This window comes from Gimesia aquarii, from assembly GCF_007748195.1.
Taxonomy (GTDB): Bacteria; Planctomycetota; Planctomycetia; order Planctomycetales; family Planctomycetaceae; genus Gimesia; species Gimesia aquarii.
The window spans coordinates 120,489-135,096 of the sequence record NZ_CP037920.1; the positions used below are offsets into that span (position 1 = coordinate 120,489).

The 14,608-nt window shown below is 43.5% G+C and carries 12 protein-coding genes; 5 read left to right on the forward strand and 7 right to left on the reverse strand.

Annotation, left to right across the window (positions count from 1 at the left end):
* Nucleotides 1-32: 32 nt before the first annotated feature.
* The gene (mtaB, locus tag V144x_RS00470; RefSeq protein ID WP_144979754.1) at nucleotides 33-1,331 is read right to left on the reverse strand and encodes a tRNA (N(6)-L-threonylcarbamoyladenosine(37)-C(2))-methylthiotransferase MtaB; all 1,299 of its coding nucleotides are present in this window, start codon (nucleotides 1,329-1,331) and stop codon (nucleotides 33-35) included.
* A 283-nt stretch (nucleotides 1,332-1,614) separates the two neighbouring features.
* On the opposite strand from mtaB, the gene ggt reads away from it, so the two are divergent.
* Nucleotides 1,615-3,390, forward strand: coding sequence for a gamma-glutamyltransferase (gene ggt / locus V144x_RS00475; RefSeq protein ID WP_144979757.1), 1,776 nt, complete (start codon nucleotides 1,615-1,617; stop codon nucleotides 3,388-3,390).
* A 6-nt stretch (nucleotides 3,391-3,396) separates the two neighbouring features.
* On the opposite strand, the gene V144x_RS00480 is transcribed toward ggt, so the two are convergent.
* From V144x_RS00480 to V144x_RS00495, 4 genes are all read right to left on the reverse strand, one after another.
* Nucleotides 3,397-4,815 (reverse strand): HEAT repeat domain-containing protein, encoded by a 1,419-nt coding sequence (locus tag V144x_RS00480; RefSeq protein WP_144979761.1) that lies wholly within the window; start codon nucleotides 4,813-4,815, stop codon nucleotides 3,397-3,399.
* 248 nt (nucleotides 4,816-5,063) lie between these two features.
* Nucleotides 5,064-5,945 (reverse strand): sugar phosphate isomerase/epimerase family protein, encoded by an 882-nt coding sequence (locus tag V144x_RS00485; RefSeq protein WP_144979764.1) that lies wholly within the window; start codon nucleotides 5,943-5,945, stop codon nucleotides 5,064-5,066.
* A gap of 93 nt (nucleotides 5,946-6,038) precedes the next feature.
* Nucleotides 6,039-7,079: a zinc-binding dehydrogenase gene (locus V144x_RS00490; RefSeq protein WP_197998701.1), complete on the reverse strand. Its 1,041-nt coding sequence runs from the start codon at nucleotides 7,077-7,079 to the stop codon at nucleotides 6,039-6,041.
* Nucleotides 7,076-7,783: an orotidine 5'-phosphate decarboxylase / HUMPS family protein gene (locus tag V144x_RS00495; protein ID WP_144979767.1), complete on the reverse strand. Its 708-nt coding sequence runs from the start codon at nucleotides 7,781-7,783 to the stop codon at nucleotides 7,076-7,078. Before V144x_RS00495 ends, V144x_RS00490 begins: the two co-directional genes overlap by 4 nt.
* 488 nt (nucleotides 7,784-8,271) lie before the next feature.
* Between V144x_RS00495 and V144x_RS00500 the strand changes: the two genes are divergently transcribed.
* Together V144x_RS00500 and V144x_RS00505 are read left to right on the forward strand one after the other, a co-directional pair.
* Nucleotides 8,272-9,414: an HlyD family secretion protein gene (locus tag V144x_RS00500; protein ID WP_197998702.1), complete on the forward strand. Its 1,143-nt coding sequence runs from the start codon at nucleotides 8,272-8,274 to the stop codon at nucleotides 9,412-9,414.
* A gap of 338 nt (nucleotides 9,415-9,752) precedes the next feature.
* Nucleotides 9,753-9,932: a hypothetical protein gene (locus V144x_RS00505; protein ID WP_144979773.1), complete on the forward strand. Its 180-nt coding sequence runs from the start codon at nucleotides 9,753-9,755 to the stop codon at nucleotides 9,930-9,932.
* 30 nt (nucleotides 9,933-9,962) lie between these two features.
* Here V144x_RS00505 and V144x_RS00510 read toward each other — a convergent pair whose 3' ends face one another.
* On the reverse strand, nucleotides 9,963-11,153 hold the full coding sequence (locus V144x_RS00510) for a M24 family metallopeptidase (RefSeq protein ID WP_144979776.1): 1,191 nt from the start codon (nucleotides 11,151-11,153) through the stop codon (nucleotides 9,963-9,965).
* A gap of 262 nt (nucleotides 11,154-11,415) precedes the next feature.
* Between V144x_RS00510 and thrC the strand changes: the two genes are divergently transcribed.
* Complete coding sequence (gene thrC, locus V144x_RS00515) at nucleotides 11,416-12,819, forward strand: threonine synthase (RefSeq protein ID WP_144979779.1); 1,404 nt, start codon at nucleotides 11,416-11,418, stop codon at nucleotides 12,817-12,819.
* 118 nt (nucleotides 12,820-12,937) lie between these two features.
* A complete protein-coding gene (locus V144x_RS00520; protein ID WP_144979782.1) occupies nucleotides 12,938-13,432 on the forward strand; it encodes a hypothetical protein in 495 nt (164 codons plus the stop codon).
* A 27-nt stretch (nucleotides 13,433-13,459) separates the two neighbouring features.
* On the opposite strand, the gene ribD is transcribed toward V144x_RS00520, so the two are convergent.
* Entirely contained in the window at nucleotides 13,460-14,593 is a 1,134-nt protein-coding gene (gene ribD, locus V144x_RS00525) for a bifunctional diaminohydroxyphosphoribosylaminopyrimidine deaminase/5-amino-6-(5-phosphoribosylamino)uracil reductase RibD (RefSeq protein ID WP_144979784.1), read from the reverse strand.
* Nucleotides 14,594-14,608: the final 15 nt, after the last annotated feature.

Below are 14,608 nucleotides of genomic sequence, written 5' to 3' on the forward strand. Positions count from 1 at the left end.
AGGGTTTCGGCCACAAATTCAAATCAATCTTCTTAGAAAATTCGTTCTGCTTCGAGGTATTCACGATGCGCTCTGGCACCACATGCATTCACAAATTTGCCAATGTCAACCTTAGAGCCACGGCATTCTACGGGAGCATACCAGCGGTCAGTACCACGCACCCATCCTGAACGGTCTTCAGATTCTCGTTCAACAAGGACTTGTAGATTTTGATCGATTAACGTTTGATAGAAATTTTTTGCTAAGCTCCGTTCGACTTCTGCTAATTGTTGACAGCGGTCCTGGCGAACTTCAGGAGAAATTTGATTTTCATAAGTCGCAGCAGGAGTTCCCTTTCTTGCACTGAAAGGAAAAATATGGATTTTCATGAACGCTGCTTCCTGACAGGCGTGAATGGTTTGCTCGAATTCTGCATCTGTTTCACCAGGAAATCCTACAATCACGTCAGTCGTGAACGACGGATTATCTAAGCGTTCGCGCATCATTTGCAATTTTTCCAGAAATCGACTGACATGGTATCGCCGTTTCATACGACGCAGGACTGTGTCTGATCCGCTTTGAAGTGAAGGATGAAACTGGGGGCAAAGGTGTTCACAATCAGCGGCTGCTGAAATGAAGTCATCATTGATTTCCGCGGTTTCTACACTGGAAAGTCGCATTCTCCAATCACCAGGAATTTGGTCAAGCTTTCGAAACAGGTGCCAAAGTCGAAATGGTGGCAAACCTGATTTTCCACGTGTTGTGTCTACACCAAAATGACCAACGTGGATACCCGTGAGAACTATTTCTCGGAAACCATTTCCCACCAGACGTCGAACTTCTTCTTCGATATCTTGTGGAGAACGACTTTGCAAACCGGGCCGTACTTTGGGAATGATGCAATAAGTGCAACGTAAAATGCATCCGTCCTGAACTTTTACATAAGCTCGCTTTCGCCCTTCGAATTCAGAGATACCTGTTGGCATATCGACAATCCCATGCCGTTCAAGGACATCTGGCAGCTCTCGTTTGTCGGTGACGACTTCAAATACATCTGGTAATTCTGAGACCGTTTTTGGATCTCGAGTTGCATAACAACCCATAACCAGAATTTTCGTCCCAGGATTATTCTTTGAGAGCTGACGAATTAACTTACGTCCTTTGGAATCCCCTGTTGCCGTAACGGTACACGTATTAACAACGCAGAGATCTGCTGTTTCGTTTTCTGATGCTTCGCGATAGCCATTTTTTTCCAGAGTTTCTTTTACCAGCTGAGTTTCGTATTGGTTCACCTTGCAGCCAAGAGTTACCAATTGGCATGTTTTATCAGCTTTTGGAGTTGTGAGTGTCATGAATAATCAGCTGTTACTTGGGAAAAGGGATTCTTATATGTGATTAGATTGATCTTCACTGTGACGATAGATATTTTAAGAGTGTTTGTTCAGAGACTTTCAAAATAAAATTCGTATTAATTACCGACTGAAAAGATGTTCCAAGGTTCAATCTGGAATTCAATCAGGTCAGATCGCATAGTATAATCAGAGTGAAACCAGACTTCGAGTGGCAGTACTAGATTGTCTGCATCGTTTATTACAATTACTACCCCACTGCGAATAGATGCTCAAAGGGTATTACATGTTTATAAAATTCTACGGTCGTAAATCTTTTACGAATATCATGTTAAGTTTTACTTTGATCATTGCTGTTTTCTGCAATCCTCAACTCGGATTTTCAGAAACTCCAACTACAGATCAACAGGAACGAGTATATCAAAAGGCGGTTGTCGCCGCAGATCATCCTTTGGCGAGTGCGGCTGGTATTGCCATTCTTAAAGCAGGTGGCAATGTTGTGGATGCAGCCGTTGCTACTTCTTTTGCGCTTTCTGTTCTCAGACCGGCCAGTTGTGGTTTGGGGGGAGGCGGCTTTATGGTGATCTGGGATGAAAAGCAGCAGAAGTCTATCGTCATTGATTATCGGGAACGAGCTCCTGCTGCCGCGACTCCAGACATGTATGCTAACCTACCAGGCAGTGATGAGCAGCGTAAATTAGCCAGCCGTCAGGGACCTTTGGCAGTGGCAGTCCCAGGCACAGTGGCCGGATTATGTTATGCCGTCAAACAATATGGCACATTAGATTTAAAGACCGTGATACAGCCAGCAATTTTGATGGCGAGAAAAGGAGTACCTATCAATGATCACATGAGGTCAATTCAAAATACCATGTTAAGGCGAGTTAAAAATGGAACTTTGAATCCTAAACGATTTCAAATACTGTTTGATGAGTATTTGAATCAAGGTAAGCCCTGGAAAGAAAACGATCGTTTTTTCAGTCCGCAGTTAAAGTCACTCGAATTAATTGCAGAAAAAGGTTGGTTTGGTTTTTACGAGGGCCCCGTTGCTGATGCCATGGTTAAAGCTTGTGGAAAGCAGCATGGAGGCATATTGACGCTTGAGGATTTGATGAAAACTCAGCCAGTCATTCGAAAACCTCTTACTACAAACTTCAATGGATATACAATCTTAACAATGCCTCCACCTTCCAGCGGAGGCATTGCCATAATAGAGTCTTTCAACATGATCAAATCTTTAGAAAAGGAGTTATTAGGGCATTCGTTTGGAAAACTACAAATTCACTCTCCTGAGCAAATTCATTTATTGACAGAAGTTATGAAACATGCCTATGCAGACCGTGCAGAGTACTTGGGAGATGCTGATTTTGTTCCCGTGCCAATTCAACGATTAACAAACCAGAACTATGCAAATCAGCTAGCTTCACGCATCAATGCTCAGCGAACCAAGCCATTGAAAGAGTATGGTCGCTATATTCCACCCCAAGATGCTGGGACCAGTCATTTTTCGGTGATGGATGCAGCTGGAAATGCGGTGGCTTGTACCGAGACAATTAACTTGACATTTGGTAGTAAAGTGGTGATTCCAGAATATGGAATCGTGATGAATAACGAGATGGATGATTTTGCAGCGATTTCTGGCAAGCCCAATGCCTTTGGGTTGATTCAAAGTAAAGCAAATGAAATCGAACCTGGAAAAAAACCACTTTCCAGTATGTCACCTACAATTGTAACTAAGGATGGGAAAGCAGTATTTTCAGCGGGTGCCTCTGGAGGCCCCAGAATTATTTCCAGTACACTTCAGGTTTTACTGAACATGATCGTATATGGATTACCCCCGGAACAGGCCGTCGAATTTCCGCGCATCCACCACCAATGGATGCCAAATGATTTAGTGCTCGAATCAAAACTTTTTAATCAGAATAGTTCCAAGTTGAAGCGATTCGGACATCGTATTAAAGAGAGTTCCGGAATTGCCGCCACTCAAGCAGTATCGCGTCAATCAGATGGTCTACGTGGCCAGAGCGACTCTAGAAAACATGGTGCCGCTGCCGGCTATTGAATCGCCTCACTTTTCTGGATTTGATAATTTCGTTTGAATGCCAGCTTGCGTTTCTGACAGGAGCTGTTTGACGACGTTGGACTCTTCAACTTCAGCGCGTATTTTAAGAGCTTCGACTGCTTCCTGAGTGCCTATGGATTGCAGTATTTTGCAAGCTTCAATCCTCAGTGAGGAGTCGGGGTGGTTCAATAACCGAATTACCGGTTTTTCTGCAATTTGCCCCATGATTTTAAGAGCCTGCCGAGCATCTTTCAAATCTTCTCGATTTGAGAGCCGGCCTGCGAGAACTTCAGCAGTCGTTTCCGAGTTAATTTTTGGTAGAAGTTCGATGATTTCTTCACGTACCAGTACTGATTTTTCATCAGCGAGTAGAACTGCAAATGCCATTGTTGCTTCTTTGGTGTACCAGACAGCCATGGCATTGACGTGCTCCTTCATCCGAAAACCTTCTTTGGCTAAAGGTAATGTCGCAGCTAAGACAGATGAAACACGCTGAAGTTGACTATCGTCTGGTTTCATTCTAGCCAGTTCTTTGCAGGCAGTATCGTGTGCAAACGGGCTGGAACCGGCAATCACACGCAAAGCCCAGTCGATAGTCTCTTCACCAGGGCGAGGTTTTAAGTCACGATCATTAGAATTCGTAGGCTTCTTTTCAGGAGTTTTCATAGTCGGTTTACTAGGATTTTCTGCTGCATTACTTTTTAAGGAATTCGTGTTCGCAGATATCTTGACTGGAGGCTCTGACTGCATAGGAGCCGTTTTTTTCTTAAGTGCTGTAGAATTGAGCTGCTGAAGTTGTGTCTCCACGGTAATAATTCGATTTTGTAAATCGATATCTTTCACCTTTCCCCAGTTGAGCTTCTGAGCAAATGCAAATAGATCATTTGGAACGGGACGTACAACCACAACGAGTTGTTTGTTAAAAACAAAATTCTCAAAATCTTGTTGAGAGGACTCTGTAAGAGCGCCCTGTTTTTGTAAGTTGTTAGTTGACGGGTTCAAAATCGATGAGCGAATCTCTTTTTGAAGAATTGGCAATGCCACAGGCTCGTCTCCACTAACACCACGTACAATGATGGCAACTCCCGGGCTATTACTATCTAAAGTTCGCTTACTAGTCTCTGTAATAATATTAGTTTGATTTGAAGTCCCGTTGACTTCCGGTTTGGAAGTTTTTTTAACAGTATCCGTTTTGTGCTTCGAAATGGTGTTGCTGTTCTTGCTTGGAGATTGTTGCCCCTGTTTGGTTTTTGGCCGCTTTATTGACTGCGGTCGTGCCGGTGCAAAATTACCATTTGAAGGGGCAAATGGATTCGATTTAGCCGAACGTTGGTTATTCGAATTGGATCCGCCACATCCCGATAGAATGAGTGTAAAGCTAATTAGGAAAGTAAAAAAAATTGCTTGATGAGGTAAGGCGAGCATAGGCGTTTTATTCTGTTTCTTCAAAGAATCAATACGTTTGTGGACTACTGCTATAGTATAGCGTGCACTTAATAGGTAGAAGATCAGGTGGGCAAGGTAAATTTGTCTGGTTAAGTAGAGAGATTATTATTAAATTTTAATCATAACTTAGTCCAGATGTATATACGATATCTATGTTTTATCGTAGATGCAACGCTGATTGGGCTCTCTATTTTACCGAAATTTTCTATTTGCTGGTGTAATTGATACTATCCCCAATATTGAGACACTTTTGCCCTGAGAAAAGTTGCACTTTTTTGCAATTCTTTTATTCCATTGATTCCATCTTCGATACTAATCCAACTGTCAAAACCGACTTCCTTCAGTTGGGAGAAGATTGCATCATAATCATTGAGTCCTTGACCAATGACACCATGGCTCAATCGGCTTGCATATCCCAGGCTATTTTCTTCTTTTCGTAAATCTTTAATAGTGCCCTCAATTAAGTAACGGTCGCTTGCATGCATGGTGACTATCCGATGTTTCACTCGCGCAAGTAACTCTAATGGATCTTCTCCTGCCAGGATGGTATTACTTGGGTCGTAATTGACGCCGAAATATGGAGAATCAATACGGGACACAAGCTCACAGAAAACATCGGCCATTTGTGCAAATTCTGGATACTCCCAATAATTGTCTTTGTAGTGATTTTCAATAATTAATATGATCCCCAATTTTTCAGCCAAAGGAAGACAAGCTTCAATTGAAGAAACCGCATACTGAATGCCTGCTTCACGCGAGACTTCCGGACGTCTTTGACCTGAAAGGACTCGGCAATATTTCCCTCCCAAGGCTGCCGTCATTTCCATCCAGAATTTTTCAGCTTCGATTTGTTCGTTTCGAAATGATTCATCGGGATGAGTAAAGTCGGGTGAGCAACACATCATGGGGATTTCTAACCCTTGATCCATCGCCATTTTTTTCGCTTCCGACCAAAATTTCTGGTCCTTCATTTCCAGGAAGCCGGCATAAAATTCCAGTCCATCAATATCAAGAGTGGCTGCCAGATCAATCCACTGCCGAAGTGTCATTTCTCCGGAAATGCATAATTCATCCATAAAGGCTTTAGGAAACGCAGCTAATTTTGGCATGAAATATTCAATCGAGTCAAAGTTGAAGAAACAAGAAATAGATGGAGGTACTTTTCCTGAGATAACGTAAGTCGTATAAACTCTCTCATTAGTTTATGGTGTTAGTACTGCTTTCACAATTTCACCGGAATGCATGGTTTCAAAGGCGGTGTGCCATTCATTTAATGACCAGGTTCCACCAATGATCGGCTCTATGTTTAACTGGCCGGTTGTCAGTAATCGAATGACGCGTTCCCAAATGGGCCAATTATGGCTGAAGCTGCCTTGCAGCCGGATGTTTTTTTGTACTAAGGGATCTAAAGAAAAACCCAGGGGTTGAGGACCCCAACCCACTTTGCTGATCCAGCCACCCGGTCGCACAATGTCCAAAGACTTTTTTAGTGTTATAGAGACACCGGCTGCATCGACTACACCGTTCACGCCTAGGCCATCTGTTTCCATAGCCCACTCATCGAGTCCGTCAACGATGGGTTGGCAACCGTAGAAGCGTTCGGCAATTTCCAAGCGTCCTTTGTCTCGTTCCAAACCAACAACAGCAACTTCAGCTCCCTGCAATCGTGCCATGGCGGCACAAAGTAAACCAATAGGCCCAGGTCCAAACACGACAACACGGTCGCCCGGTTGAATCTCTCCATTCAACACCACGGCATTAAAGGCGACACAGCAGGGTTCAGTAAGTGCCGCTCTTTCTAATGGTAAAGGTTCGGGGACGCGATGAAGACAACGTGCTGGAACGCGTACAAATCGAGTCATTGCACCGTTAACACCATATCCAAAGCCTTTTCGTGTTGGGTCCAGATTATAGCGACCTTCTCGAGACATAGGATTATCCAGATCAATCACCGCTGCTGTCTCACTGACGACGCGATCTCCTTCTGACCAATTTTTAATCAGGCTCCCTGTTTTATGAACGGTCCCTGCAAATTCATGTCCGAGTACAACAGGATAATTCACAGGCCAACTATGATCGGCCGTCCATTGATGGAGATCGCTGCCACAGACTCCAACGGCAGAAACTTCCAGCAACACTTCATCTGCTCCGAAATCAGGAATTGGAATCTCCTGTAACTCAACCGAATTTGCCTCAGGGGCAAAATTAACAACCGCTGTTTGTGTCACTTCTGCCTGACTCATTTTTGTACTCCAATCGGAATATCACCATAAGCATGTACTCTTTCGCAGATCAATTTTAATGAGTCTTCCAGATTACCGGAGGCAGTTTTGAACGAATCGGCGTCAATGGTAAGCGGTGCTCCCAATACAACAAGTGGGGCACCGTATTCTGGTGTTGTGATGGCTTGTTCCAATGAGAGCCCTCCTACTGCCTGGACAGGAATATTGGTGGCTTCCACGACTTCTTTTAATTGATCCAATGGGCTTGGCATTCGTTCTCCCTTTGCAGCAATTCCACGACGTTCATCGTAGCCGACATGATGAACCACATAGTCACAGCCCAGGTCTTCCAACTTCCTGGCTGCTGAGACCATGTCATCAGCCAAGTTGTCTCCCATGACTTTTACACCATGATCTTTACCGGCTTTCACGACACAATGTATGGTTTCTTCATGAGCACGCGACATCACAACAACATGTGTTGCACCTGCCTGTGCCATCATTTCTGCTTCAAGATAACCACCATCCATTGTTTTTAAATCTGCAACTATGGGCGTTTCAGGAAATTGTGCTCTGAGTTCCCGAACACAATTCAAACCTTCGGCAAGAATTAAGGGAGTTCCTGCTTCCAGCCAATCTACGCCAGCTCGTATCGCCATCGCCGCTGTTTCCAGGGCTTCATGTATATTTGTCAGATCTAATGAGATTTGTACGATCGGCTTCATGAATCCTATTTCACTTTCGTTACCATTGTGTTTATAAGTACTTGTTTTATTAACAATTTGACAATTACTAAAAAACGGTTACGAATCATCCTAACGGAAGAATTCTGGAATTGCGACCACATAAACATTGTTGTTACTGAACTTGATGATTGCCTTATTCAAAGTTCAAAGAGTGACTAATAAATCAACTTCAATTGATGGAATCCAATCTGATGAGGAATTCTTACTAGATGGATAATGAACCATTCTGACAGTTTTGCGATGCTCAAGAAATCTGAGAATGTATACAGATGGCAACTTTCCTTGGGTGGTTGATTACACCACAAATTTCGTAGGCGTTAAAGTTTAACAGAAATGTCTAGGGGAGGATGTATTTTGCTGGATTTGAGGTAAATTCTGGTTGCTTAGTATCCGATTCGATAAATGGCGTATTGTGTAGCGCGAGCGATACCACTGAATAAATCTGGATGATTTTAGGACAGCCAGAAATGCCTTCTGAATTATTGGATGACTATCAAGTTCAAAATGATTTGCACGAACATTCCTCTTCATTTGGGCTTCGGGCATTGATTATTTTAATGCTTGCATTGGCTGGAGGAATCTGGTGCTCACAATGGGTGAAAGGTGTTCGCGTTGAAACCTATATTGGCTCTTTGCAAGCTCCAAAAACGATCATCACAGCTAAAAATGACGCAGTAATTCAGGAGATCTATGTTACGGAGGGGCAGGCAATCTCCAGTGGAGAACGGATTCTGTCTCTCTTTGATCATTCTTTAGATAGAAGCTGGAACCGAAAACAGCAGGAATTAATTACACTTGAAGCCGAGCTTGAGCAATCGAAGGCAAAATCAGAAGTAGAATTAGCATTGCGAAATAAGGACATTGAATCTGAAGTATTTAATGCCAAGTTGAAATCTTCCCAGTATCTTAAAGAGCAATACATCCACCAGATAACCAATTTGGCATGGCAGGATTTTTTACAAGATTATAACTCCGTTTCCAGCAACGGTTCCAAGGAAGAAGTTTTTCGGTCATTGGTTTATGAGAGCCGATTACCTGATGAAAACCGAATCACGGCGATGTTACGTCAGGAGTCTGCTCGTAACTCTGCGGAAGTGTTTGCTGCTCGGGTCAAACTCTGTGAAGAGCAGATGGAAGAGTTGAAGGCGATTCAGAAAAAACTTCCCAAACAGATCCGGCTGGCAATGGGGGTTGAAGTTATCATGAATCGATTGGACCGAGTCAAAAGTGAGCTGAAAAACTTGGAATCACAACGGGATGCGTTACAACTGAATGCGGACCGATTTGGCATCGTTGGAATCTTCAAAAAAGAAATCGGAGACTCCGTACAGAAAGGTACTCCGATCGTAGAACTATTCGATAAAGAACGCCCATTTTTGCTTGTGGATGTTCCTTCTCGTAAGCTAAGTCTCTTCAAGGAAGGGACGGAAGTCAAAATCGTCTTTTCTGGAAACATTAAAGGAAAAGGAACTGTTAGCAAAATTTCAGAGCAAGCAGTTTCAAAGCCGGGATTTCGTGAAAGCGTTGTTATGGTTTACATTGAGCCATCAGGACGCCTTTGGCCCGATTTGCCTATGGGTAGTACAGTCGATGTCTCTTTAGCAAAATAAAGAGGTCTATGGGCAGAAAACATTATTAGACTTTAACGGCGCCGAAACTCTAACTCTAATTATAATTTGATCTTCGGTCATTAATGTTCTTTGTTACTGAATTTCGGCTTGAAATTATGGCAGATTAGATACAATATGTGACAAATCTGGTGACGAATTTCAGGATTGGTCTTCACCGGAAACCTGAATCACTCTCTCACAGCCTGATGGAACCAAATGAGGGCTTTCCTTAGTTTGAGAGATCATTCAGGCTTGTTCTTTAACAAATAGGGTCTCGCGGCTGCAGGAAGCTGGTTCGACGAGTTTCATTCTCAAGATTATGTGTGAGGAGTAGACCGTTGGGTATTTCAGCTACGATTTCTTTTTCGGCACAAGAAACAAACAGACTTTCAGTCGATGCCATTGAGGAGATGCGGCTGCGCACCTGGGCTAGAAAGAATTACACAGAGCAATCGCAGCGCGACGATCTCTGGCACCCTGTCATATTAGATGAAATGCTTCGTATAGATCAGGAATAACAAAGATCAAGATAACTTGCACGAGTTTCGTTAATACTCGCTCAAGATTGATAGAATCTTTGTTTGACGCTCTCCTGCAGTTACGTGAACTATATTTTGTCCATCAATATAGACATTCACTTCGCTTCGAACGCCAAATTCTGGAAGATAAATTCCTGGCTCAATTGAGAAACAGGTTTGAGGTAGGATTAGGCGCTCTTCGTGTGTTTCAAGGTTGTCCATGTTGGCGCCATTGCCGTGCGTCTCCTGTCCGATGCTATGGCCAGTACGATGCACAAAATACTGGCCGTAACCTGCTTCTTGAATAACATCTCTACAAGCCTGATCGACTTCCCAACCTTGAAGTGGAGTGCCTGATTGAAACGCCTTTTCAACTAAAGTGATTGCCGCGTCCCGGGCGTTGGTAACAACTTGAAAAATTTGAGAATATCTTTCGGGAACCTGTTGGCCGACAAAGCCGACACGAGTCATATCGCTGTAAACGCCTCGCGGAACGTCCAATTTGGCCCACAAGTCAATTAGTACAAAGTCGCCTTCTCGGATGTCAGTATTCGAACCGGTTCCCGTTTCGTAATGGGGGTCACCGCTGTGTGACTCACGTGCTACAATCGGAGGGTGATAGGTTGTTAATCCACTCTGCTTAAAATGTTCCATAATCACATCTGAAACGGATTGCTCTTCAACGCTTCCTTGTTTTCGAATTTGAGTCGCTATGAATGACCAGGCGATTTCAAAAGCTTTGTCTGTTTCTACACCCGCTTTTTGATGTAATTCCCATTGCTCGATATCCCACACTGCTTCGAAGAGTTGAACTAAATCTCCGGAAGGAACGATGGACTCAACTGATTCACGAACCAGTTCTACAGTTCCCGCATCGACACGAGAAATGTAAGGATTCGAATTCCGAGGTGAATATTCCATAGCGATTCGATTTGCATTGCGCAAGATTGTTTCAATCCCCGCTTCCAATTCCTGCCATTTTAGATAGACAACTTTTTCCCCCGGGAGGTGGTCCAGTGCTTCTGATTCAATTCGGTGAACCAGTTTCGTAGGCAGGCCTGACTTAGGGACAAAGTAGAAAAAGCGTCGTGATCCCATCGCATCTTCAGGGATATCGAGGATTCGTCTCGCCAGAACATTACTCCCTCGAAAATCATAGAATAACCAACCATCAAGCGAGAATTGTTCTAATGCTGCTTGCACCTTTGTGAGCTCGAACATATCGAAAGCACCTGAATAAAAAGAGGGAACTGTGTTAGGAGAAATCGTCGTTAAACAAATCAATGTAAGAGGTTAGAATCGCAAATTCAAGACGAGGTGTGTAACGTATTCCTTCAAATTAAGGTGTTCTCCAGGAAAAACAGTTTGAATCAATCAGCTTTCAGTTGCGATTCCTTGTGAGTGTCTAGACAATGAATTCCTAGTTCACTGATTTTAAATCTTCAATGATCTAACAAATGAGAAAAATAGAGGAGAAACTACGATTTCCACTGTATCGACTGAAATTGCTTATCAAAAGTGCATTTCACCCTGTTGCCAGTCAACTTATTCACTAAATGAAGTTTTAACAAGCTGCCCTAAATGTGGCGAGCTCCTGGATATTTCTTATGACTGGGATCAGGTTCCAGTCCCTCAGTCATTACGAGATTTTGAAAAACGCTGGGGGAATCGTAATCGTCCTATCGACTTCAGTGGTGTGTGGCGGTTTCGTGAACTCTTGCCTTTCGCTGAAGATGATCAGATTATTACGATTGGTGAAGGGCAGACGATGCTAAAAGCTTCTCAGCCTGTCGCTCGATATGCAGGGCTGAATGATGACTGTCTTTTTCTACAATATGAGGGGCTGAATCCCTCTGGTAGCTTCAAAGATAATGGTATGACGGCTGCGTCGACGCATGCTGTGATGGTGGGGGCTAAGGTTGCCGCATGTGCCTCTACTGGTAATACCAGCGCTTCCTTAGCAATTTATGCAAGTGTGGCCCAGAAATTCAAAGTGGTTGTTTTTGTAGGCAGTGGAAAGATTGCATTTGGGAAATTATCACAAGCACTCGACTATGGCGCAAAAACCGTTCAAATTCAGGGAGATTTTGATGATGCGTTGGCGCGTGTTCGAGAAGTATGTGCCTCAGAAGGAATTTACCTGTGTAATAGTGTGAACCCATTTCGACTGGAAGGGCAGAAATCAATCATGTTTCGTGTCCTTGAAAGTCTGAATTGGGAAGTACCCGATTGGATTGTGGTTCCGGGTGGAAATTTGGGAAATTCCAGCGCGTTTGGTAAAGCATTTATGGAATTGAAAGCGCTGGGACTCATTGACCGAATTCCCCGTTTGGCAATCATCAACGCGCAGGGAGCAAACACGCTTTATCAACTTTACGAACAACAAGGGCTGCGATGGAACGGTGGCCATTACGATAAATCTAATTCTTCAGAATTCTTTTCTCAGATGGATAAAGAAGATCGGCGGGCATCAACTCTAGCAAGCGCGATTGAAATAAACCGTCCGGTCAATTTTTCTAAGTCCTTGAGAGCACTTGATGTATGTAACGGTGTTGTACGCGAAGTCAACGACCAGGAGATCCTTGATGCGAAGGCACAGATTGGGGCAGGCGGATTTGGATGTGAACCAGCGAGTGCAGCAAGTGTGGCTGGAGCAAAGCGATTAAGAAACGAAGGGGTCATTGCCTCCAGTGATCGCGTTGTTTGTATTTTAACCGGTCATCAGTTAAAAGATCCTAATGCTACAGTGGCTTATCATTCTGCAACTAATGAACATATGGACGAAAAACTAACAAGCCACGGCGTAAGCGAAGCCCTTTTTTCAAACGGACCTATTGTCGTTGAGAATGATTTAGATAAAATAATAAGAGTGATTCATTCTTTTTAACTATGATTTCTAAAGTTGTATTTCTTGTTACAAATCACAAAACATTACGGTTTTTCAACCTCAAAATTAAAAATATTATGATTGCAGCGTCGGTTGGAATTGAGAAAAGGGGCAGGGAATGAGTACACCCTTTGAAGAATTGGAATATCTAGCTGATTTTCTTCCTGATGAAGGAGAGTCAGTTATAGTTTCACGCAGTCATGGCGAATTGACTTGTGAAAATTTCCAGAAAGAACGGTCACTTGATGAGATGGCGAGCCCGGAATTTTATGGGCACTTAGTTCATGCGAATGAGAGGCTAAATTCATTGATCGCGCGGCCAGTCTGGATCTCTACTCTTGCTTGGTTCTGGGCTTGTGTTTTAATTCACAACTACTTTGGCTTGGGTTGGGAAAGCTGGTATTTAGACCTGGGGCTAGCACTTGTTGCAATGGCAGCTAGCTTTGTGGCAATACGACTTCGTCAGGATTTTTATTTCAAGAAAGAAGTTCGTCCGACATTGAATCGGCAAATGTACGGCAGCAATTTGAGTAAGTATGCACTTGTAGGAGTGATTAGACAACGCCCCGAGCTGCGAACACTGCTTGATACACTTTCTCGCTCATTGCATTAAGTCTTTAAAATCTATATCAAGTCAAAATTATCTCTCATAATTTAACAGGCCATGTACATAGATATCTGAGTCCAGTAATTGAATCTGGTGTTCAATGATATTTTGAAATTGTGGAATCATTTCTAATCCTTGTCCTGCAATAGGAGTAATTGCTGTTTTTCCTCCTATAATTTTTGGGGCGATGAAAGCGTGAACCTCATCGATAAGTTGTGCATCAAAACAGGATCCCAGTAAACTCCCTCCGCCTTCGATGAAGATATTGGTCATTTCCTTGTGTCCTAGTTCCAGCAGACATTTCTCGAGGTCAGGATGGGCTGTGTTTGATCCTGGGGCACTTTGAATCTGCAAGACTTCGACACCCGCGTTTTCAAGACCTTTGATGTTTTTGCTGGGAGCCGATTTGTGTGCGATGACAATGACAGGCGCATCATTAATGGATTGGACTAATTTTGATTCACTTGAAAGTCTTGCCTGCGAGTCGATAACAATTCGTGCGGGGGTTCTTGGTCCTGCAGGACGAGCGGTTAGAAGCGGGTTATCTTTTTCTGCAGTGAGATGACCAACCATAATCGCGTCCATGCGACCACGAAGCTGATGTACCAGCTCGCGCGAACGTTCGTTGGAAATCCATTGTGAATCACCTGTTTTTGTAGCAATCTTTCCATCAAGTGTCATTGCCCACTTAGCATGGATCCAGGGCAACCCTTTAGTGACTCGCTTTACAAAAGGACGAACCAATTTTTGTGCATCAGATTCCAGTAGTCCAACTTCAACTTCAATTCCGGCCTGTTCCAACTCAGCAATTCCACCTCCATCAACGTGCGGTGCAGGATCACGCATTGCGATGACTGCTTTCTTGATATCAGCTTGAATAATTGCTTGGGAACAGGGGCCTGTTTTGCCTTGGTGACAGCATGGTTCCAGAGTAACATAAATGGTCGCGCCGTTCGCTTTTTCTCCGGCGCCGTTCAAAGCATGAATTTCAGCATGAGGTCCGCCATATTTTTGGTGATAACCTTCACCAATGAGGTTCAGGTTGTTGTCAACAATCACTGAACCTACAGCTGGATTAGGTTCAACAAATCCTTGCCCTCGACTGGCTAATTCGAGGGCTCGTTGCATCACAGCTTCTGAATTGAAAAACTGCTTGGTCGTATCCACTGACTGAAGTACTTT

Coding starts and splice junctions, on each gene's coding strand:
- ggt (WP_144979757.1), top strand. CDS start 1,615: ATGTTTATAAAATTCTACGGTCGTAAATCTTTTACGAATATCATGTTA.
- mtaB (WP_144979754.1), bottom strand. CDS start 1,331: ATGACACTCACAACTCCAAAAGCTGATAAAACATGCCAATTGGTAACT.
- V144x_RS00495 (WP_144979767.1), bottom strand. CDS start 7,783: ATGAAGCCGATCGTACAAATCTCATTAGATCTGACAAATATACATGAA.
- V144x_RS00500 (WP_197998702.1), top strand. CDS start 8,272: ATGCCTTCTGAATTATTGGATGACTATCAAGTTCAAAATGATTTGCAC.
- V144x_RS00480 (WP_144979761.1), bottom strand. CDS start 4,815: ATGCTCGCCTTACCTCATCAAGCAATTTTTTTTACTTTCCTAATTAGC.
- V144x_RS00485 (WP_144979764.1), bottom strand. CDS start 5,945: ATGCCAAAATTAGCTGCGTTTCCTAAAGCCTTTATGGATGAATTATGC.
- V144x_RS00490 (WP_197998701.1), bottom strand. CDS start 7,079: ATGAGTCAGGCAGAAGTGACACAAACAGCGGTTGTTAATTTTGCCCCT.
- V144x_RS00520 (WP_144979782.1), top strand. CDS start 12,938: ATGAGTACACCCTTTGAAGAATTGGAATATCTAGCTGATTTTCTTCCT.
- V144x_RS00510 (WP_144979776.1), bottom strand. CDS start 11,153: ATGTTCGAGCTCACAAAGGTGCAAGCAGCATTAGAACAATTCTCGCTT.